This is a genomic window from Pseudooceanicola sp. HF7, assembly GCF_011806405.1.
Taxonomy (GTDB): domain Bacteria; phylum Pseudomonadota; class Alphaproteobacteria; order Rhodobacterales; family Rhodobacteraceae; genus Pseudooceanicola.
In genome coordinates this window covers 1-18977 of record NZ_JAATOW010000012.1, presented here as the reverse complement: position 1 = coordinate 18977, position 18977 = coordinate 1, and the positions used below count along the sequence as shown (strand labels likewise).

General features: G+C 66.9%; 18 protein-coding genes. 10 read left to right on the top strand and 8 right to left on the bottom strand.

The features are described 5' to 3' along the window. The first annotated feature begins 45 nt into the window (after nt 1–45). From HCZ97_RS08945 to HCZ97_RS08925, 5 genes are read left to right on the top strand one after another with little or no spacing between them, the layout of a single operon-like run. On the top strand, nt 46–2061 hold the full coding sequence (locus HCZ97_RS08945) for a tripartite tricarboxylate transporter permease (protein WP_167688362.1): 2016 nt from the start codon (nt 46–48) through the stop codon (nt 2059–2061). Further along, entirely contained in the window at nt 2058–3158 is a 1101-nt protein-coding gene (locus tag HCZ97_RS08940) for a 4-oxalomesaconate tautomerase (RefSeq protein ID WP_167688361.1), read from the top strand. The genes HCZ97_RS08945 and HCZ97_RS08940 overlap by 4 nt, the downstream gene beginning before the upstream one ends. A gap of 1 nt (nt 3159) precedes the next feature. Beyond that, the gene (locus HCZ97_RS08935) at nt 3160–4806 is read left to right on the top strand and encodes a thiamine pyrophosphate-binding protein (RefSeq protein ID WP_167688360.1); all 1647 of its coding nucleotides are present in this window, start codon (nt 3160–3162) and stop codon (nt 4804–4806) included. Between the two features lie 33 nt (nt 4807–4839). Then, complete coding sequence (locus HCZ97_RS08930; RefSeq protein WP_167688359.1) at nt 4840–5811, top strand: D-2-hydroxyacid dehydrogenase family protein; 972 nt, start codon at nt 4840–4842, stop codon at nt 5809–5811. Nucleotides 5812–5865: 54 nt separating this feature from the next. After that, nucleotides 5866–6621 (top strand): sulfite exporter TauE/SafE family protein, encoded by a 756-nt coding sequence (locus tag HCZ97_RS08925; RefSeq protein ID WP_167688358.1) that lies wholly within the window; start codon nt 5866–5868, stop codon nt 6619–6621. 3 nt (nt 6622–6624) lie between these two features. Here HCZ97_RS08925 and HCZ97_RS08920 read toward each other — a convergent pair whose 3' ends face one another. Both HCZ97_RS08920 and HCZ97_RS08915 read right to left on the bottom strand, forming a co-directional pair. After that, a complete protein-coding gene (locus tag HCZ97_RS08920) occupies nt 6625–7626 on the bottom strand; it encodes an Ldh family oxidoreductase (RefSeq protein WP_167688357.1) in 1002 nt (333 codons plus the stop codon). A 447-nt stretch (nt 7627–8073) separates the two neighbouring features. After that, the gene (locus HCZ97_RS08915) at nt 8074–8415 is read right to left on the bottom strand and encodes a DUF4342 domain-containing protein (protein ID WP_167688356.1); all 342 of its coding nucleotides are present in this window, start codon (nt 8413–8415) and stop codon (nt 8074–8076) included. Nucleotides 8416–8608: 193 nt separating this feature from the next. Between HCZ97_RS08915 and mtgA the strand changes: the two genes are divergently transcribed. The 3 genes from mtgA (at nt 8609) to queG (ending at nt 11139) form a co-directional block, all read left to right on the top strand. Further along, entirely contained in the window at nt 8609–9283 is a 675-nt protein-coding gene (mtgA, locus tag HCZ97_RS08910) for a monofunctional biosynthetic peptidoglycan transglycosylase (RefSeq protein ID WP_368484346.1), read from the top strand. 62 nt (nt 9284–9345) lie between these two features. Further along, nucleotides 9346–10017, top strand: a complete 672-nt coding sequence (locus tag HCZ97_RS08905; RefSeq protein WP_167688354.1) for a glutathione S-transferase family protein — start codon at nt 9346–9348, stop codon at nt 10015–10017. A 63-nt stretch (nt 10018–10080) separates the two neighbouring features. Further along, entirely contained in the window at nt 10081–11139 is a 1059-nt protein-coding gene (gene queG / locus HCZ97_RS08900) for a tRNA epoxyqueuosine(34) reductase QueG (protein ID WP_167688353.1), read from the top strand. 42 nt (nt 11140–11181) lie between these two features. Here queG and HCZ97_RS08895 read toward each other — a convergent pair whose 3' ends face one another. Continuing rightward, entirely contained in the window at nt 11182–11883 is a 702-nt protein-coding gene (locus HCZ97_RS08895) for a hypothetical protein (protein WP_167688352.1), read from the bottom strand. Nucleotides 11884–12086: 203 nt separating this feature from the next. Between HCZ97_RS08895 and msrB the strand changes: the two genes are divergently transcribed. Beyond that, nucleotides 12087–12536 carry a peptide-methionine (R)-S-oxide reductase MsrB gene (gene msrB / locus HCZ97_RS08890; protein ID WP_167688351.1) on the top strand — a complete coding sequence of 150 codons (450 nt, stop codon included), beginning with the start codon at nt 12087–12089 and terminating at the stop codon, nt 12534–12536. After that, entirely contained in the window at nt 12533–13042 is a 510-nt protein-coding gene (gene msrA / locus HCZ97_RS08885; RefSeq protein WP_167688350.1) for a peptide-methionine (S)-S-oxide reductase MsrA, read from the top strand. The genes msrB and msrA overlap by 4 nt, the downstream gene beginning before the upstream one ends. A 167-nt stretch (nt 13043–13209) precedes the next feature. Here msrA and HCZ97_RS08880 read toward each other — a convergent pair whose 3' ends face one another. The 5 genes from HCZ97_RS08880 to HCZ97_RS08860 all read right to left on the bottom strand — a co-directional run bounded on the left by HCZ97_RS08880 (nt 13210) and on the right by HCZ97_RS08860 (nt 18862). Next, nucleotides 13210–14031 carry an ABC transporter permease gene (locus HCZ97_RS08880; protein ID WP_167688349.1) on the bottom strand — a complete coding sequence of 274 codons (822 nt, stop codon included), beginning with the start codon at nt 14029–14031 and terminating at the stop codon, nt 13210–13212. A 13-nt stretch (nt 14032–14044) separates the two neighbouring features. Then, nucleotides 14045–15037 carry an ABC transporter permease gene (locus HCZ97_RS08875; RefSeq protein ID WP_167688348.1) on the bottom strand — a complete coding sequence of 331 codons (993 nt, stop codon included), beginning with the start codon at nt 15035–15037 and terminating at the stop codon, nt 14045–14047. Nucleotides 15038–15043: 6 nt separating this feature from the next. Beyond that, entirely contained in the window at nt 15044–16567 is a 1524-nt protein-coding gene (locus HCZ97_RS08870; protein WP_167688464.1) for an ABC transporter substrate-binding protein, read from the bottom strand. A gap of 62 nt (nt 16568–16629) precedes the next feature. Further along, nucleotides 16630–17361 (bottom strand): sulfite exporter TauE/SafE family protein, encoded by a 732-nt coding sequence (locus tag HCZ97_RS08865; protein ID WP_254871436.1) that lies wholly within the window; start codon nt 17359–17361, stop codon nt 16630–16632. 10 nt (nt 17362–17371) lie between these two features. Beyond that, nucleotides 17372–18862 carry an aldehyde dehydrogenase family protein gene (locus HCZ97_RS08860; protein ID WP_167688347.1) on the bottom strand — a complete coding sequence of 497 codons (1491 nt, stop codon included), beginning with the start codon at nt 18860–18862 and terminating at the stop codon, nt 17372–17374. Between the last annotated feature and the right edge of the window lie 115 nt (nt 18863–18977).

Below are 18977 nucleotides of genomic sequence, written 5' to 3'. Positions count from 1 at the left end.
TGGCTCTTTGGCGCGCGTGGAAGGCAAACTTACGGATCCCGACCTATGGAAACCTTTGTCACAGCGCTTCCGGCGCTGCAGGACGCCTTTGCGCAAATTTTCCAGCCGGCCCAGCTGATGTACATGGTCATCGGCGTGCTGCTGGGGCTGTCTGTGGGCGTCTTTCCCGGACTTGGCGGTATCGCCGGCCTGTCGCTTGTCCTGCCCTTCATGTTCGGCATGGATCCCGTTTCCGGCCTGGCATTGATGGTCGGGCTGATCGCGGTGGTGCCGACATCGGACACCTTTGCCTCCGTTTTGCTGGGCATACCCGGGTCATCGGCCAGCCAGGCTACCGTGCTTGACGGCTTTCCCATGGCCCGTAAGGGACAGGCGGCGCGCGCCCTGGCTGCGGCCTTTGCCTCTTCCCTATTCGGCGGCTTGTTCGGCGCGGTGATCCTGACCGGGCTGATCCTGGTGGCGCGGCCTATCGTCCTGGCCTTCGGCACGCCCGAGATGCTGGCGATCACGCTTCTGGGCCTGTCCATGGTCGCGATCCTGGCCGGCACCGTTGCGCTGAAGGGTGTGGCGGCGGCCTGTCTTGGCCTGTTGGTCGGCACCATCGGAGAGGCCGGCGCGGGGGGCTCCCTGCGCATGGCCACCTACGACATTCCCTACCTGATCGACGGACTGAGCCTGGTCATCGTGGGTCTGGGCATCTTCGCCATCCCCGAGATCATCGGCCTGCTGCGCCAGGACAAGGCGATTTCCGACCGCTCCCTGCTGGGCGCGGGCTGGGCCGAGGGCATCAAGGACTGGTGGACGAACCGCTGGCTGTCGCTGCGCTGTGCCACGATCGGCGTGGTGGTTGGGATCATCCCCGGCCTTGGCGGCTCCGTCGTGGACTGGATCGCCTATGGGCATACCGTCCAGAGTTCAAAGGATAAATCCGGCTTCGGCAAAGGGGACGTGCGGGGCGTGGTGGGGCCGGAAAGCTCCAACAACGCCAAGGAGGGCGGCGGGCTGGTTCCGACGCTGATCTTCGGCATCCCCGGGTCTGGCTCGATGGCAATCTTCATCGGGGGCATGGGCCTTCTGGGGATCATCGCCGGTCCGCAGATGATCACCAATGACCTGGATGTCACCTATACGATCGTCTGGTCGCTGGCGCTGGCCAACGTGGTGGGCGCAGGGCTGTGTATCGTGCTCTCCGGGCCGATTTCCCGGCTGACGCGGATCCGCTTTACCCTGCTGGCTCCCTTCCTGTTCATGATGATCACCTTCGCGGCCTTCCAGTCGCGCCAGGACCTCGGGGACCTTGTTGCGCTCTTTGCCGTGGGTCTGCTGGGGATCTTCCTGCGCCGCTTCGACTGGTCGCGCCCAGCCTTCCTGATCGGCTTCGTTCTGTCCGACCAGGCCGAGAACTTTTCCAACAACGCTCATCAGATCGCCAGCTTCCGCTTCCGCCGCGGGCTGGAGGACGGGCTGGACTACGTGGCCTCTCCGATCGTGCTGGTGATCGTGGCGCTGACCATCATCTCCATCATCCTCGGCATCCGCCAGGCCAAGCACATGCCCACGGATGCCGGGCTGAAGACCGGCACCAAGCGCGCGCCGATCGTCTTCCTGATGGTCGTTCTGGCCTACATGATCACCGCCTGGGTCAATGCCGCCTTCATCGACCTGACCTCTGACAAGATCTTCCCGCTAACGGTGGGTACCGTGGGGATCATCGCGTCGCTGGCCGTGCTGGTCCGCATGATGCTGGTGCCGGAAACCGATCCCGTCTTCATCGACCGTGAAGCGGCGGGCGAGGATGCCGAGGCACCGCACGGTCTTTGGGGCACACTGGCCTGGTTCGGCGCCTTCCTGGCCGGCACCGCGCTGGTCGGCTTCATCCTGGCGCTCGTGCCCTTCCTGCTGGCCTTCTTCCGGGTACGCGCCGGGGCAAGCTGGCTGATGACCTTCATCCTTACCGCTGTAGGCACCTTCGCGATCTGCTTCGTGGCCGCTCAGCTCAACCGCGACTTCCCGCCGGGTCTCCTGCAGGAATTCGCCAGACTCCCGTGGCCCCTGCGATGAAACAAGTCCCTGTTCCCTATCTCTTCATGCGCGGCGGCACCTCCCGCGGGCCCTACTTCCTGGCCTCGGATCTGCCGGCGGACCGTGACCACCTGGCCCAGGTGCTGATCTCTGTCGTGGGGGCGGGCAACGCCCGCAACATCGACGGGATTGGCGGCGGCACGGCCGTCACCACCAAGGTCGCGATCCTGTCGAAATCCACCCGCCCGGACGCCGACGTGGATTACTTCTTTGCCCAGGTCGGTGTGGAAGAGGCGATGGTCGATTTCTCTCCGACCTGCGGGAATATCCTGGTCGGCGTCGGCCCTGCCGCGATCGAGATGGGGCTGGTTCCCGTGGCCGGTCCGGTGACGCAGGTGAAGATCCATGCGGTCAACACCGGCGCCCTGGTCGAGGCAGAGGTGCAGACCCCCGATGGCGCGGTGGACTACGACGGGGATCTGCGGATCGACGGCGTGCCCGGCACCGCCGCCCCGGTGGCGCTGAACTTCCTGGAGGTCGTGGGATCGCGCACGGGCGCGCTATTCCCGACCGGCAATGCAATCGACGTGATCGACGGGATCGAGGTATCGCTGACCGATGTGGCCATGCCGATGATGATCGCGCGGGCTGCCGACTTCGGCGTGACGGGCCATGAAAGCCTGGAAGAGCTGGACGCCATGCCCGATCTCTTCACCCGGATGGAGGCGATCCGCCTTGAGGCGGGCAAGCGCATGGGGCTGGGCGATGTCACAAGGAGCGTGGTACCCAAGATCGGCCTGATCGCCGCCCCGCGCAACGGGGGGAATTTCGCGGCGCGCTACTTCATGCCCTGGCAGACCCATCCCACGCTAGCGGTCACCGGCTCTCAATGCCTGGCGGCCTGTGCCCTGGCGCCGGGAACCGTGGCCGAAGGGCTGGCGGTGAAACCCGAAGGGCCGGCTGCCACGGTGGTGATCGAACACCCCATCGGCGTGATGGAGGTGCGGGTGAAATTCTCTGACGGGCCAGAGGGATTTGCCTTCCATTCCGCCGGTGTCACCCGGACCGCGCGCATGATCGCCCGGGGCGAAGTGATGGTGCCGGCCAGCGTCTGGAGCGGACAGCAGGGGGGCTGAGATGCACACCTATGACATGCTTGCCCGGGCGGTGGCGCAGGAAGGGACCCCGTCCTGCTTCGCCCTGCTTGGGGATGCCAACATGAACTTTGCCACCCGGCTGGCCGAAGCCGGGGTCAGGATGATCTATGTCCGGCATGAACATTGCGCCGTGGCCGCGGCCATGGCCTGGGCGCGCAAGACCGGTGAGGTCGGCCTGGCCACGGTAACGTGCGGGCCGGGGCTGACCCAGCTGACCACCGCCTTGCCCGCCGCCGTTCGCGCCAGGTTGCCCATGGTGATCCTGGCCGGGGAAGCCCCGCTGAAGTCCGGATGGTACAACCAGGCCATCGACCAGGCGCCTTTCATCACCGCGACGGGGGCGGCCTATATCCCGCTGCACTGGCCGGCCCGGATGCCCACCGCGATCCGCGATGCCTTCCTGCAGGCCCGGCGCGAAGGCCGCCCGGTCGTGCTGGGTCTGCCTTTCGATCTTCAGGAACTGGCTTGGGACGGGTCGCAGAGCCTGCCGCCGCCGTCCTCCCGGATCGCGCCGGTCTGCGGACCGATCCCCCCCAATCCGCAGGATGTCACCCGGCTGGCGAAGCATGTGGCCTCTGCCGGGAAAATCATTGTCATGGCGGGGCTTGGCGCGGTTCAGGCCGGCGCCGGCCCGGCCTGCCAGGCGCTGGCGGGGCAGCTGGGCGGCCTGACCGCCCCCACCCCGCCGGCGCGGGGGGTGTTCCATGACGATCCCTTCTGCATCGGAATCGCCGGGGGTTTTTCCACGGATATGGCCAAGGCCTGTTTCGCTGAGGCGGATCTGGTGATCGCCGTGGGCTGTTCGCTGGCCTCCCATAACGCCTGGGGTGGCAAGCTCTGGCCCGGCGCGAAGGTGCTGCAGATCGATACGGACCCCGTCGCCATGTCACAGGGGCGCTTCGCGGCAGAGCTGCACCTGCGCGCGGACGCGAAACTGGGGGTCGAGGCGCTGAGCAATGCGCTTGAGGTGCGCGAGGCGGGTTGGCGCAGCGCGGCGCTGTCCGAACGGATCGCCACCGCCCCGGCGGATGGCGCGCAATTCCCCCCTGAAGAGGGAGTGCATGACCCGCGTGACGTGGTCGCGGCGCTCAACGCGGCCATCCCGCAGGGCTGGCAGTTGGTCAATTCATCGGGGCATTGTTCCTTTTACTTCGCGCAGATGCCCGGCCGTCCCCATGAGGATTTCCTGACCATCCGGGAGTTTGGCGCGATCGGTAACGGCATCTCTTTCGCCATGGGCGTGGCCGTGGCCCGCCCCGACAGCACGGTGGTGCTGTTCGACGGGGACGGATCGCTTCTGATGCATGTACAGGAGCTTGAGACATATGCGCGCCATGGTCTGAACGTGCTGGTCGTGGTGCTGAACGATGGCGGCTATGGCTCTGAATTCCACAAGCTGCGGGCCGAGGGGCTGTCTGTCGAGGGCGCGGTCTTTGGCCGGACGGACCTGGCCGCGGTGGCGCGGGGCTTTGGCCTTCAGGGCGTGACCGTGGAGGACCTGGGTAAGCTGCCTGAGATGATAGAGGCCTTCGCGGCCAGTGGCGGTACGGCGGTCTGGGACGTGCCGATCAGTGACAAGGTGATGTCCCCGGTGGTGCGTGCCTCTCATGGTGTGGGCCCTAGATGAGGGGCGAAGCTTAAGGGAAATCAGGGGGATGGCGTGAAGGTTCACATACTCGACGATTGGTTCGATACGTTGCGCCATCTCAAGGGCTTCTCCCTGCTGGAGGGGCACCAGGTCACGGTCTGGAATGACCATGTGACCGATCCGCAGGTGCTGGCCGACCGCTTGGCAGAGGCCGAGGTGCTGGTGCTTTTCCGCGAGCGCACCCAGGTCACGGCGGATGTTCTGGCGCGGTTGCCGAAGCTGAAACTGATCAGCCAGCGCGGCGTCTATCCCCATGTCGATCTTGCCGCCTGCACGGCGCAGGGGGTGGTGCTGTCCTCCAAGCAAAGCGGCGCCTCGCCGCCCCATGCCACGGCAGAACTGACCTTTGCGCTGATCCTGGCCTCTGCGCGTCAGATCCCGCAGCAGATGGAAAGCCTGCGGGCGGGACAGTGGCAGATGGGGATCGGCCAGACCTTGCATGGTCGCCGCTTGGGTCTTTGGGGCCACGGGCGGATCGGCCGGCAGGTGGCGACATATGCCCAGGCCTTCGGCATGAAGGTCTGGTGGTGGTCAAGCGAGGCCGGGCGCGCCCGGGCCACCGCGGAGGGCGCAGAGGTGGCGCCCGATCGCAAGGCCTTCTTCGAGCAGAGCGATTTCATCTCTGTCCACGTGCGGTTGAAACCAGAGACGCGGGGGATGATCCGGGGCAGCGACCTGATGCGGATGAAACCCTCTGCCAGTTTCATCAATACCTCCCGTGCGGGGCTGGTCGAAGAGGGCGCGCTGCTAGCTGCGCTTGAGGTTGGCCGACCCGGGCGCATGGCGCTGGATGTCTTCGACAAGGAGCCGGTGACGGATCCGGCGGACCCGCTGGTCAGCCATCCCAACGTGATCTGCACGCCCCATATCGGCTTTGTCACCGAAGACGAGCTGGACCTGCAGTTCACTGAAATCTACCAGCAGATCCTGGCCTATGCGGCGGGCGAGCCGGTGCATGTCGCCAACCCCGAGGCGCTGGCGTGAGGGCGCTGCGGCGGTTCCACTTGCCTTGTCCGCGAAACCCGGCATAGCAGAGGGATGGAGACCGTTTCTGCCTTTCTCTTCAACGGGCTGGAGCCCACCGTGGGGATCTTCCTTGCGGTGATGAGCTTTGTCAGCTCCTTCATCACCGTGGCGCTTGGCATTGGTGGCGGCGGGCTGCTTCTGGCGGTGATGGCCAATCTGGTGCCGCCGCTGGCGCTGATCCCGGTGCACGGGGCGATCCAGTTCGGATCGAACTTTTTCCGCGCGGCGATCCTGATCCGGCACACCTATTGGAAGCCCTTTGCCGCCTTTGCCCTGGGCACGGTGATCGGGGTGGTGCTGGGCGGGTCGGTGGTGGTGAACCTGCCGCCCGCGCTGGTGCAGATCGGCGTGGGGCTGTTCGTGATCTGGTCGGTGCTGGCGCGGCCGCCGAAATGGCTGGCAAGCTGGCCTTGGCTGACCGGGCTGATCTCAAGCTTCCTGTCGATGTTCTTTGGTGCCACGGGGCTTTTCGTGGCCAATTTCACTAAATCGCTGCATCTGCCGCGCCAGCGTCACGTGGCCACGCATGCGGTCTTCATGACCCTGCAACACGTGGCCAAGACGATCGCCTTCGGAGCGCTTGGCTTTGCCTTTGCGCCCTGGGCGGGCTTCATGCTGATGATGATCGCCTGCGGGTTCCTGGGCACCGTTGCCGGGCGCCTGCTGCTGGAACGGATGAGCGATCACAACTTCAAGCGGGCGCTGAACATCGTGCTGATCCTGATCTCCTTGCGGCTGATCTGGAACGGATTGTCCAGCTATTTCTAGGGCTTAGCGCCCCATGGCGTCGATGGCGGCCAGCAGGGTGTCATCGACGGGGATGCCGGCCTGGGTCATCTCTGCGCGAATCTGCTGGCGGCGGCGGCCGGGCAGGCGGGCGCCTTCCTGGCCTTCGATTTCCCCGGCAAGATCGGCGAAACGCTCCACCGCATGAGGGCCGAAGACGCCTGCGTCGATGGCGATGATGCTTTGCCCGGTGGCGGGCGGCGGCCCCTCGGCGCTGAGGAAGGGCGAGGCTTCATAACCGAAATGGGCGTTGTTGAGCCCGGCGCAGAGCATCTCCACCATGATGGCGAGGGCGGTGCCCTTGGCATCGCCCATGGGCTGCATGTTGCCCTTCAGCGCGGCATGGGGATCGGTGGTGGGATTGCCATCCACGTCCAGCGCCCAGGTGTCCGGGATCGGTTCGTTCTTCTGTGCGGCGGCCATGATCTTGCCCCGCGCGACGCGGGAAAGAGAGATATCGACCACCACGGGCGCGGCCCCGGCGATGGGGGCGGCGAAGGCGATGGGATCGGTGCCGAACAGCGGCCGGGAGCCGCCCCAGGGCGCCATGGAGGCCGGGGCATTGGCGGTCAGGATGGCCATAAGCCCTTGCTCTGCAAGCTTTTCGACCGGTAGGCCGGCGACTCCGCAATGGTGGGAACGGGTGAGGCCCGCGATGGCGATACCATTGGTGCGGGCGGCGCCGGGCAGCCAGTCCAGCGCCAGGTCCAGCGCGGGATAGGCAAAGCCATGGGCGGCATCCACGGCCAGCGCGCCGGGGCGGGCGGCCCTGGCGGTGGGGGTTGCGAACCCGTCCACCTTGCCCACGAGCGCCTGTTCCGCATAGGCGGGCACGCGGCGCAAGCCATGGCCGAACTGGCCGGTCAGCTCTGCGCCGATCAGCGCGTCGGCCACGGCGGCGGCGTTGGATTGGCTGGTCCGGCAGCGCATCAGCGTGTCGATGACCAGGGTGCGGGCCTGGGCCAGGGGAAGGCGGTGGTCTGTCATGGGGTCCCTTCGGGTTTGGCGGGATGTGACGCCCTGACCGGTGGCGCGTCAAGGGCAGACCCGGTGTTTCCCCGGTGCTTCCGTAGCCTGTCCTTTCGGGGGCCATTCGGGGTGTCGGTGCGGCGTCTGTTTCACGTCGGTATCGCGTCGGTATCACGTCGGTGCGCTCCGCGCGGTGGAGAGGCGAAGCGTTAAGGGATTCTTGGGAGAGTGGCTGGCTGCGGCGGGGTGGCGGTTCGGCTGGCCGGGGTGCGGGCGGCGCGCGTGGGGCTGCCTCCGGCGGGAGTTTTTCGGCAAGAAGAAGGAGGGGCCGGTGCGCCCGGGGTTTGAACGGTGTGTGCCCGGGGAGGTTGGGGTAGGCGGTGCCGTGGGGGCGGGAGGCGCAGCCGACGACGGGCGAGGCCCCTTCGATGGGGGCCTCGGGCGTTCCTTGGGGCGGCCGGATGATCAGATGGGCAAATGATCCTCGAACGGGGGGTCGCCTTCCTGGCCGGTTTCGTCGGGGCAGTGACCCTCGGTCGTGCCGGGGGGCGTATCGGGCCGGGGGCGCTCGACCTCTATGCGCAGGTCGGTGGCGAAGGCGGCGAGGGCGCCCAGCAGCGCCAGCCAGGGGGCGGCGAGGACAACGGCCCCGCCAGTGACGGCGCCGATCGTGACGGGCATCTCGAGGGTGACGTCGCCTTCGGGGTCGCGGATACGCAGCTTGCTGACATTGCCTTCGGCGATCAGCGCGCGGATGCGGGCGATGAGTTCTTGGCCCGTGATGCGAATTTCTTCCCTGTGGGTCATGGTGGCCTCCTGTCCTGCGGGACGGGTCCCTTTGCGGGACTTGGGGAATCATAGGCAATGGGTGGCCAGGGGGCCTTGACCAGGATCATGTTTCCGGCGCTTTTCGGATCGGACAGATGGGGGTATAGCTGCTGATGTGGCAAGAGCAGCGAAATCCGCGAAGAAGGTGACAAAGAAGGGGCGATCCAAGGGGATCCGGCCCCTGCGATGGCTTGTGAAACACGCCTGGCACCTGGTGCTGATTCTCTTGCTGGTCTTCCTGGGGGCGGTTGCGGTGCATGGGGTCGTGCGCCCCTGGACCGGTATCTACATGATCACCGAGGAGCAGCGGCTGGGCGGGATCGAGCGCGACTGGGTGCCCATGGAAGAGATCGCGCCGGTCATGGCGCGCTCTGCCGTGGCGGCGGAGGATGCGAATTTCTGCCTGCACTGGGGCGTCGACATGTCCGCCATCCGCGATGCGATTGCCGATGGGGCCCGTCGCGGCGGGTCGACGATTTCCCAGCAGGTAGCCAAGAACGTCTATCTCTGGCATGGGCGCAGCTATGTCCGGAAGGCCTTTGAGACGGTCTTGACCCCGCTGGTGGAGCTGTTCTGGTCCAAGCGGCGGATCCTGGAGGTCTACCTGAACGTGGCGGAGTTCGACGAGGGCGTCTTTGGCGTGGAAGCGGGGGCGCGCCATTACTTCGGTGTCAGCGCCGCCGATCTGACCCCCCGGCAGGCGGCACTGCTGGCGGCGATCCTGCCGTCGCCGCAAAGCCGGTCTGCCGCGCATCCCGGTGAATACACCCGCCGCCGGGCCAGCCAGATCCAGGACGGGGCGGCGACCATTGAGCGGGATGGGCGGGCGGCCTGCTTCGAGACATGAACCCCCATTGAAATCCCGCGCCGCAGCGGGCATTCAATCGGGCAAGCCACGGAAGATTGCGAATGACCACAGCGGAACTCTACCACGCGCCTCTCTCACCCTTCTGCCGCAAGGTGCGGCTGTCGCTGGCCGAGAAGAAGATCGATTGCCGCCTGATCGAGGAGCGCTACTGGGAACGGGATACCGATTTCCTGCGGCGCAACCCGGCGGGCAAGGTGCCGGTGCTGAAGTTCGGCGGCGTGGTCCTGGCCGAAAGCGCGGCGATCTGCGAATACCTGGAAGAGCTGTATCCCGAGCCGTCTCTGATGCCGAGCGATCCGTTGGACCGTCATGAGACGCGCCGCCTGGTGTCCTGGTTCGATGACAAGTTCCATCACGAGGTCACCTCCAAGCTGCTTTACGAGCGGGTCAACAAGAAGGTCACCGGCGCGGGTTTCCCCGACAGCCGCAACGTGCGGGCCGGTCTGTCCGCGATCAAGTTCCACATCGATTACCTGTCCTGGCTGCTGGAACAGCGCCGCTGGCTGGCGGGGGATCGCATGTCCCTGGCGGATTTCGCGGCGGCGGCGCATCTGAGCGCGCTGGACTATATCTCGGACGTGGATTGGGATCGCAGCGCGGCGGTCAAGGATTGGTACGCCAAGATCAAGTCGCGCCCGGCCTTCCGCAATATCCTGATGGATCAGCTGCCCGGCTTCCCGCCCCCGGCGCATTACGCGGATCTTGATTTCTAGGCCGTCGGGCCGGGCGCAGCCGCGGCTCTGTCGGAGGAGGCGCCTTTCTGGCAGAAAGAGCGCATGAGCCGGGAGTTCAGCGAGAAACTGCGCGCAAGGGCGCTGGAAGAGGGGTTCGCGGCGGCGCGGATCTGCCGCCCCGGCGATGTGCCGGAGGTGGCCGCGCGGCTGCAGGCCTTTCTTGAGGCGGGCTACCACGGCCAGATGGGCTGGCTGGCGGAGCGGTCCCACTGGCGGGGCGATCCGGCGGCGCTTTGGCCCGAGGCGCGCAGCATCCTGATGCTGGCCGAGAATTACGGGCCCGAGAGCGATCCCCTGGCGGCGCTGGAGCATCCCGGGCGCGCGGCGATCTCTGTCTATGCGCAGAACCGCGATTACCATGACGTCGTGAAGAAGCGGCTGAAGCGGTTGGCCCGCTGGCTGATCGCGGAGGCGGGGCCGGAGGCCGTGGCAGGTGCGCCGGCCGAGGTGAAGGTCTTTGTCGATACCGCGCCGGTGCCGGAAAAGGCCCTGGGCCAGGCCGCCGGGCTGGGCTGGCAGGGCAAGCATACCAACCTGGTCAGCCGGGAGCTGGGCAGCTGGTTCTTCCTGGGGGCGATTTTCACCACGATGGATCTGGATCCGGACGGGGCAGAGGGGGATCACTGCGGGCGCTGTCGCAAATGCCTGGACATCTGTCCGACGGATGCCTTCCCGGCGCCTTACCGGCTGGATGCGCGCCGCTGCATTTCCTACCTGACGATCGAACACAGCGGCCCGGTGCCCGAAGAGCTGCGCGCCAGGATGGGCAACCGGATCTACGGCTGTGACGATTGCCTGGCGGTCTGCCCCTGGAACAAGTTCGCCAGCCGCGCCGCAGAGGTGAAGTACCATGCGCGCGAGGATCTGCAGGGGCCGGACCTGGCAGAGCTGGCGGTGCTGGATGATGCGGCGTTCCGCGCGCGCTTTTCCGGCTCTCCGATCAAGCGGATCGGGCGCAACCGCTTCGTGCGCAACGTGCTGTATGCCATCGGCAACAGTGGCCTGCCGGAACTGACCGCGGTGGCGGAGGGGCTGCGGGGCGATGCGGATGAAACCGTGGCAGAGGCGGCCAGCTGGGCCGTGGCACAGCTGAACAAGTAGGGCCCGCCGAAGCGGGCCCCTTGGGTCGTGAGCGAAGGCGTGTCAGCCGCGGTCGTCGATCACCAGCCAGGAATCGCCATCGTGCCGGTCGTACAGGCCGACGACCTGGGAGACGCTGTAGCCCTTGGCCTCAAGCCGGCGTTCGACTTCGGGCATGCCGGCGATGCCCTGCTGCATGCGGGCAATGCTTTCGCGGGCCTGCCAGAGACGGGCGTCGAATTCGTTGAGGCGGATTTCTCCGCGCCGGGCAAGCTCGGTCACGGTGACGAAGCCGAGGTTGGCGGGCCGGATGGACTGCCAGGACAGGGGGGCTGCCGCGGCCTGGTTGGCCATGGCGCTATTGCTGTTGGCGCCGGTCGTGCCGCCGTTCGTTCCCGAGCTGTTGCCCGTGCCAGAGCCAGAGCCGCCGGAGCCGGAGCCGCCGGAGCCTGAACCAGAACCGCCCGAACCAGAGCCATCCCCGGAACCGGAGCCGCCGCCGGAACTGCCGCCGGAGCCGCCGATGCTGGCGTCGACGTCGGCGCTTACACCACCGGACCCGCTGCTGCCGCCGACACCGACGTCGGCACCGGCAGAGACGCCGCTGCTTCCACCAAGGCCGACATCCACATCAGCAGACACCCCGCTGCTGCCGCCGATGCCCACGTCGGCACCCACGGAAAGTTGCGATACTGCGGGTTGGGCCGATGCAAGACCCAGGCCAATCGCCAGGGCAGTTGTGGTCCGTGTGTTAACAAGACGCATGAGTCTCCTCCTTCTCATCAGTTTTGCCGGCGCCGGGGGATCGTGGTTTTTTCCTTTGACGCTGAAGTATTAACGGATGGGCGGATGAAAAAGTTTCATGAGATTTCAAGGGACCACTTTTCAACTTCGCGGGAGGATCGGGTCGGGGGCTTTTCCCCGGCGCCTGAAAGCCCCACATTAAGGGGAAAGCCGAAGGAGGCGTCATGACGGAATATCGCAAGAGCGAAGAGGCCATCGCGCGCCTCAACCCGGAACAATACCGGGTCACCCAGGAAAACGGGACAGAGCGTCCCTGGTCCGGGGAGTACAACGAGAACAAGCAGAGCGGCATCTATGTCGATGTCGTCTCTGGAGAGCCGCTTTTCGCCAGCGCGGCGAAATACGAAAGCGGCTGCGGCTGGCCCAGCTTCGTCAAGCCGATCGAGCCCGACAACGTGGTCGAGCTGAAGGACACCACCCATGGCATGGTCCGGGTGGAGGTGCGCTCGAAACATGGTGACAGCCACCTGGGCCACGTCTTTCCCGATGGGCCGCGCGAGGCGGGCGGGCTGCGCTACTGCATCAACTCGGCGTCTCTGCGGTTCATCCCGAAAGAGGAGATGGAAGCAGAGGGCTATGCCACCTACCTTGATCAAGTGGAGGAACTGTCGTGAGCGAACATCGTGCCGTCCTGGCGGGGGGCTGTTTCTGGGGCATGCAGGATCTGATCCGCAAGCTGCCCGGCGTGACCGGAACCCGCGTGGGCTACACCGGGGGTGACGTGCCAAATGCCACCTATGGCAACCATGGCACCCATGCGGAGGCGATCGAGATCACCTATGATCCGCAGGAGATCACCTATCGCCAGCTGCTGGAGTTCTTCTTCCAGATCCACGACCCGACCACCCTGAACCGCCAGGGCAATGACCGGGGCATGTCCTACCGCTCTGCCATCTATTACACCGATGCGGCGCAGAAGGCCGTGGCGGAAGAGACCATCGCGGACGTGGAGGCATCGGGCCTCTGGCCGGGCAAGGTGGTGACAGAGGTCGAGCCGGTGAGCGATTTCTGGGAAGCCGAGCCTGAGCACCAGGATTACCTGGAGCGGGTGCCCAACGGCTATACCTGCCACTTCCCGCGCCCCGATTGGGTTCTGCCCCGGCGCGCCGCGGCAGAGTAAGACCGCCGGATGACAATCGCGGCCCGGTTCGGGTGGGTCGCTGCAGATGGGATCGGGGGCCTTCGGGCCCCCTTTTTGATGTCTGATGCCGTGTCTGGGCGCAGCCCAACGGCCCGGGCGTCAGGCGGGGACGTCAGGCAGGGGCGAGCGCCAGCCGTGGCGCCGTTTCAGCGCCGGTTGCGCGCATGGGGCGACAGCGCCTGGGCCAGCCCGTCGGCCAGCAGGGCGGTGCCCAGCACCGTGAAGAAGATCGCCAGCCCGGGCAGGGTGACCGTCCACCAGGCGGCAAGCAGGTCATTGCGGTTCTGCCCCAGGATCAGCCCCAGCGACAGCCGGTTGGGATCGGACAGGCCCAGGAAGCCCAGCCCGGCCTCGTAAAGCAGGGCGGTGCCGATGGTCAGGCCTGAGACGGCGGCCAGCGGGGGCAGGGCATTGGGCAGGATCGTATGGGTCAGGATGCGCAGGGGCCGGGTGCCGCTGGCACGGGCGGCGGTGACGAAATCCATGTGGCGCAGGCGCAGGGCCTCTGTCCGGGCGACGCGGGCCACGGGGGGCCAGGTCAGCGCGGCGATGGTCAGGATCTGTACCCAGAGCCCGGTGCCCAGGAAGGCGATCAGCACCATGGTCAGCAGCAGCGCGGGCAAGAGCTGGAAGAACTCGGTCAGGCGTTGCAGTGCGCGTTCCGCAGGGCCGCCAAGGGAGGTGGCGCCAAGCCCCACCATGAGGCCGGTCAGCACGGCCAGCAGCCCGGCCCCCGCGCCGGTCAGCAGGGTGGTGCGGCTGCCCTCTATCATCCGGGCCAGCAGGTCGCGGCCCAGCACATCGGTGCCCAGCGGCGCATGGGGCGACAGGGGTGGCAGCAGCGGCATGTCCACCATGGCCAGCGGGTCCACCGGGTAGGCCAGCGGCCCCAGCAGCGTCAGCCCCAGGACCGCGCCCAGCAGCAGGCCCCCGACACGGGCGGAGGCAGAGCGGGAAAAGACGCTCATGGGGCGGGCTTTCTCATGGGGCGGACCGGCCGGCGCGCAGGCGCGGATCGAGCGCCCTGCAGGCGATGTCCGAGGCCAGGTTGGCCAGCGCCACCAGGATGGCAGAGGCCAGCAAGAGGCCCAGCACCAGCGGGTAATCGCGGTGCAGGATCGCGTCGTATCCCAGCCGGCCAAGACCGGGCCAGGCAAAGACGGTTTCCACCAGGACCGACCCGGCCAGCAGCTGCCCGGCATGGACGCCCAGCATGGTCACCACAGGCAGAAGCGCGTTGCGCAGGGCGTGGGAATAGATCACCCGGCGCTCCGAAAGCCCCTTGGCCCGGGCGGTGCGGATGTAATCGGCGTTCACCGCCTGAAGCATCGAGGCGCGCGCCAGCCGCGCATAGGCGGCCAGCTGGACAGAGGCCAGCGTGACGGCGGGCAGCACCAGGTGCCAGGCCACGTCCAGCGCCACGGGCCAGAAGCCTTCGGTCACGCGCGGATCGCGCATCCCGGACACCGGGAAGATCGGCAGTATGGCCGCGAAAAGCAGCATCAGCATCAGCCCGGTCCAGAAGACCGGCGCAGCAAAACCGGCCAGCGACAGTACGCCCAGGGCCTGCCCGATCAGCCCGTCGGGCCGGCGCGCGGCACTGGCCCCCAGCAGCGTTCCTGCGACAGAGGCCAGCCCGAGCGCCACCAGCATCAGCAGCATCGTGGCGCCCAGGTGCTCCAGAATCAGCTCTGACACCGGCGCGTGGTACAGCAGCGACTGGCCCAGGTCCCCCTGCAACAGCCGCACAATGTAATGCCCAAGCTGCGCCGGCAGGGGCTGGTCCAGCCCGTAGTCGGCGCGCAGCTCTGCGATCACCTCTGGAGAGCCGCCACCCATCTGGCCCAGCATCGCCTCTATCGGAGAACCGGGGGCCATGTGCAGCAACAGGAAATTCAGCACCACCACTGCAAGCAGCAGCAGAACCGCCAATCCGGCCTTGCCGGCGATGGCGCGCAGATCCTGCACGGGCATCGCGGGTTACTCCGTCCTGTGGAGCGTGAGGAAAGGAGAGACCCCGCCCCAGATCGAATGCGGCACGCCGGCGATGTCGTCGCGGGCGGCGTTGAACATGGGAACTTCGTTCACGAAGAGGATCGGGGCATCCTGGACGACGATCTTCTGGAACTCCGCGTAGAGCGCGGCGCGGCGTTCGGGATCGCTTTCCACGGCGGCGTGGGCCAGCAGGTCATCGACCTGGGCGCTGGCATATTGCTGGGTGTTGGACCAGATCACGCCCTTGCGGATGTTGTTGCTGAGGTAGGTGCGGTGTACGCCGATCACCGGGTCGCCCCAGTTGTAGACATTGTCCTGGGTCAGGTCGAAATCGTAGTTGGCAATGCGCTGCGCCCAGGTCGGGAAATCCGGAGAGGACCGGGTTCTGAGGTCGATCCCCACCGCCCGCAGCTGGCTGCGCATGTATTCCGCCAGGTTGCGCGCCATTTCGGGCAGGGAGGGGATGTAATCCATGGTCACGCTGAAGCGGATGCCATCCTTGCCCTCCGGGTAGCCGGCCGCATCCAGCAGCGCCTTCGCCTTGTCCGGATCGAAGTCATAGCGCGCCACCTCGGTGACCGTGAAGGGCGTGCCCGGCGCGAGGGGGCCTGTGGAATCGGGGGACATGCCGCCCATCAGCCGGTCCAGGATGAAGCGCTTGTCGATCGCGTAGCCGACGGCGCGGCGCACGCGGACATCATCGAAGGGCGGCTTGCGGGTGTTGAAGGCGATCCAGTTCAGCGGGCCGATGGCCTCGTACCCGAGGTCCGAGATCACGATCCCCCTGGCCTTTTGCAGGCGGTGCAGGTCGCGGATGTTGGTCACGAAGGGATTGATATCCACCTCTCCGCGTTCCAACGCCAGCGTCAGGGTGGCGGGATCGGGGATGATGCGGAAGATCAGCTCTTCGGCCATGGGCAGGCCCGGCAGGAAGAAATCCGGGTTGCGCTCCAGCCGGTAGTAATCGCCCTGCTTGTATTCCACGAAGCGGAAGGGCCCGGCGCCCACCGGGGCCAGGTTGGCAGGATGGGTATGGATATCGCCGCTGCCGTAGATGTGTTCCGGCAGGATCGGCATCAGCGCCGGGCTCATCGCCAGCAAAAGCGCGGGATGGGGACGGGCCAGGTTGATCACGGCGGTCAGCGGATCGGGGGTATCGACGCTGCGCACCGGCTCCAGCATGGTGGTGAAAGGGTGGTTTTCCCGGATCGTCCTGATGGAAAAGGCGACATCCGAGGAGGTGACCGGCGTGCCGTCATGGAAGCGCGCATCGGCGCGCAGGTGCAGCGTGACGGTCAGCCCGTCTTCCGAGGTTTCCCAGCTTTCGGCCAGGTAGGGGCGCGGTGTCCAGTCTTCCTCGAACATCAGCGGAGAGGCGAAGATCTGCGCGGCGGGCATCATGGTGGCGATGCCGGACTGGATGGCGGCGTTGAAATGGCTTGGAACCTGTGTGGTTCCTATGACGAGGCTCTCGGCCGATGCGCAAGCGGCGGAGATCATCAGGGTCATGACAAGGACGAGGCGCGCAAGAGCGCATCGAAGGGTGGTCAAGGTCCGGTTTCCAGTTCAGCTCAGAGCAGGCCCCCGATCCCGCGAACAGCGGTCACTGCAGCCGTGACACCGAGAAGTGCTATAGAGGCCGTACGATAGCTGGCTTCGTTCAACCATGCAAAGGCTCTTCCGCCCGCCCAGCTGCCAATCAGCAGCGCCGGCAATGCGACGGCGGCGCGCAGCAGCGCGACCTGGTCAAGCTCTCCGGCCCAGGCGAGGCCGGGGAGCGCCATGAGCGAGGTGAGGAAGAAGAAGATCATCAGGGAGGCGCGGGTTTCGCGCGCCGGGGTCTGCGTGCCCAGGAAATAGGCGATGGCGGGCGGGCCGGGCATGGCGGCCAGGCCCGAAAAGAGCCCGGCCAGCGCGCCCGATCCGAAGGCCATGGCGCGCCCCCGTGGGAAGGTGATCTTCGCCAGCAGCGCCACCAGGCCCAGCCCCACGACCACGGCCAGCACCACCCGCATGGCATCGGGCGACAGCCGGGTCAGCGCCAGGATCCCCAGCGGCGTGCCCAGCAGCGCGCCAAGGGACATCAACGCCAGCGCCCGGCGGTTCACCAGGTGGTGCATCTGCAGGCTGTCGCGCAGCCCGACCGCGCATTGCAGCAGGATCGCAACCGCGACCGCGCCGGCAGGGGGGATGAACAGGCTCATCGCCGGGACCGCCGCCAGGGCAAAGCCGAAGCCGGTCAGCCCGCGCAGCACCGCCGCCAGGAAGACGGCGATGGATATGGCAACAAGGTGGTCCATCATGGGGTTTCCATCAGTCGAAGTTCAGCACGATCGTCTTCTTGCGGGTGAAATGTTCCAGCATCGCTTCCAGCGACGCCTCCTTGCCCAGGCCCGAGCGCCCGAAGCCACCGTAGGAGACATTGGGCTGGATGGTCAGGTTCTGGTTCACTTGCACGTAGCCCGCGTTCAGCCGCGCGGTGGCATCCAGCGCAGTCGAAAGCGCCCCCGTCCAGACGGTGGCCGCCAGCCCGTAGCGGGTGGCATTGGCGCAGGCGATGACCGCGTCGTAATCGCTCCATTTCTGGATCACGGCGACGGGGCCGAAGATCTCTTCCTGCACGCAGGGGTGATCTTCCGGCAGGTCCAGCAGCAGGGTCGGTTGCAGGAAGAGGTCGGGCGACAGGTCCGGGCTGTCGGGCAGGCGGGCGCAGCGGATGACCCTTGCGCCCTCCGTGGCCTCGGCTTTTTCGACGTAGGCGCTGATCACCTCTGCCTGGCGGGCAGAGATGATGGTGCCCACGTCGGTGCCTTCATCCATGGGATCGCCGATGGTCAGCGCATCCAGCTGCGCGGTGAGCCTGGCAAGGAAGGCATCGAACAGGCTTTCATGCACGTAGATCCGGCTGGCGGCGGTGCAGCTTTGCCCCTGGCGGGTAAAGCGCATGCCGGCGATGGCGCCGGTCACGGTCTTGTCCAGGTCCGCATCGGCGCAGATGATCATCGGGCTCTTGCCGCCCAGCTCCAGGCTGACCGGGATGATGCGTTCGGCCCCGGCCTTGTAAACGGTCTCTCCCACCTCTTCGGAGCCGGTGAAGGTGATCTTGGCCACGTCTTCATGGGCCGTCAGAGCCGCCCCGCAGGTGGGGCCATCGCCGTTGATGACGTTGAGCACGCCGGCGGGCAGGTGGCGCATCAGGATGTCCGCGGCGGCATAGGTGGCAAAGGGGGCCTCTTCGGCGGCCTTCACCACCACCGTGTTGCCCGCCACCAGCGCCGGCGCGATCTTGAGCATCATCAGCACCAACGGCACGTTCCAGGGCAGGATCGCGGCGACCACGCCCAGCGGTTCGCGGGTGGTCACGGTCAGCGAGCGCGGGTGGAAGGGCACGGTTTCGCCCTTCAGCTCCGAGGCCAGGCCGCCGTAGAACTCCAGCAGGTCGGCAGCCACGCTCAGCTCCCCCCGGCATTCGGTGCGCAGGGCCTTGCCGGTTTCCAGGCAAAGCACGCGGGCGACGGTCTCGGCCTCTGCTGCCAGGGCGCGGCCCGCGGCGGCAATGCGCTTGCCCCGCTCGCGGGCGGGCAGGGCGGCCCAGCCGGCGCCGGCCGCCTTTGCCGCAGCCACGGCGGCGGCGGTTTCATCGGCGGAACTGGCAGCAGCCATGCCGATCCCCTTGCCGGTGGCGGGGTTCAGCACCTCCATCCCGGCAGCGGTCGGGATCCTGGTCCCGCCCAGCAGGTTGCACTGCGCATAGGAGGCGATCACGTCGGCAGGATCGGCAGAGAGATGGGGGACATGGGTCATGATGCGGGTTCCGGATCTGGTTGTACTGGCTGGCCGGGCGGGGGCAACGACAGAGCGCGGCCTGCGCTGACGGGCGCCTGTCACTGCCCGGAAAACCCGTGCGACTGCCTGGAAA

Bases quoted from the DNA above. Each gene is read 5' to 3' on its own strand.
- HCZ97_RS08945 (WP_167688362.1), top strand. From the start codon at position 46: ATGGAAACCTTTGTCACAGCGCTTCCGGCGCTGCAGGACGCCTTTGCG.
- HCZ97_RS08940 (WP_167688361.1), top strand. From the start codon at position 2,058: ATGAAACAAGTCCCTGTTCCCTATCTCTTCATGCGCGGCGGCACCTCC.
- HCZ97_RS08935 (WP_167688360.1), top strand. From the start codon at position 3,160: ATGCACACCTATGACATGCTTGCCCGGGCGGTGGCGCAGGAAGGGACC.
- HCZ97_RS08925 (WP_167688358.1), top strand. From the start codon at position 5,866: ATGGAGACCGTTTCTGCCTTTCTCTTCAACGGGCTGGAGCCCACCGTG.
- HCZ97_RS08920 (WP_167688357.1), bottom strand. From the start codon at position 7,626: ATGACAGACCACCGCCTTCCCCTGGCCCAGGCCCGCACCCTGGTCATC.
- HCZ97_RS08915 (WP_167688356.1), bottom strand. From the start codon at position 8,415: ATGACCCACAGGGAAGAAATTCGCATCACGGGCCAAGAACTCATCGCC.
- HCZ97_RS08905 (WP_167688354.1), top strand. From the start codon at position 9,346: ATGACCACAGCGGAACTCTACCACGCGCCTCTCTCACCCTTCTGCCGC.
- queG (WP_167688353.1), top strand. From the start codon at position 10,081: ATGAGCCGGGAGTTCAGCGAGAAACTGCGCGCAAGGGCGCTGGAAGAG.
- HCZ97_RS08895 (WP_167688352.1), bottom strand. From the start codon at position 11,883: ATGCGTCTTGTTAACACACGGACCACAACTGCCCTGGCGATTGGCCTG.
- msrB (WP_167688351.1), top strand. From the start codon at position 12,087: ATGACGGAATATCGCAAGAGCGAAGAGGCCATCGCGCGCCTCAACCCG.
- HCZ97_RS08880 (WP_167688349.1), bottom strand. From the start codon at position 14,031: ATGAGCGTCTTTTCCCGCTCTGCCTCCGCCCGTGTCGGGGGCCTGCTG.
- HCZ97_RS08875 (WP_167688348.1), bottom strand. From the start codon at position 15,037: ATGCCCGTGCAGGATCTGCGCGCCATCGCCGGCAAGGCCGGATTGGCG.
- HCZ97_RS08870 (WP_167688464.1), bottom strand. From the start codon at position 16,567: ATGACCCTGATGATCTCCGCCGCTTGCGCATCGGCCGAGAGCCTCGTC.
- HCZ97_RS08865 (WP_254871436.1), bottom strand. From the start codon at position 17,361: ATGATGGACCACCTTGTTGCCATATCCATCGCCGTCTTCCTGGCGGCG.
- HCZ97_RS08860 (WP_167688347.1), bottom strand. From the start codon at position 18,862: ATGACCCATGTCCCCCATCTCTCTGCCGATCCTGCCGACGTGATCGCC.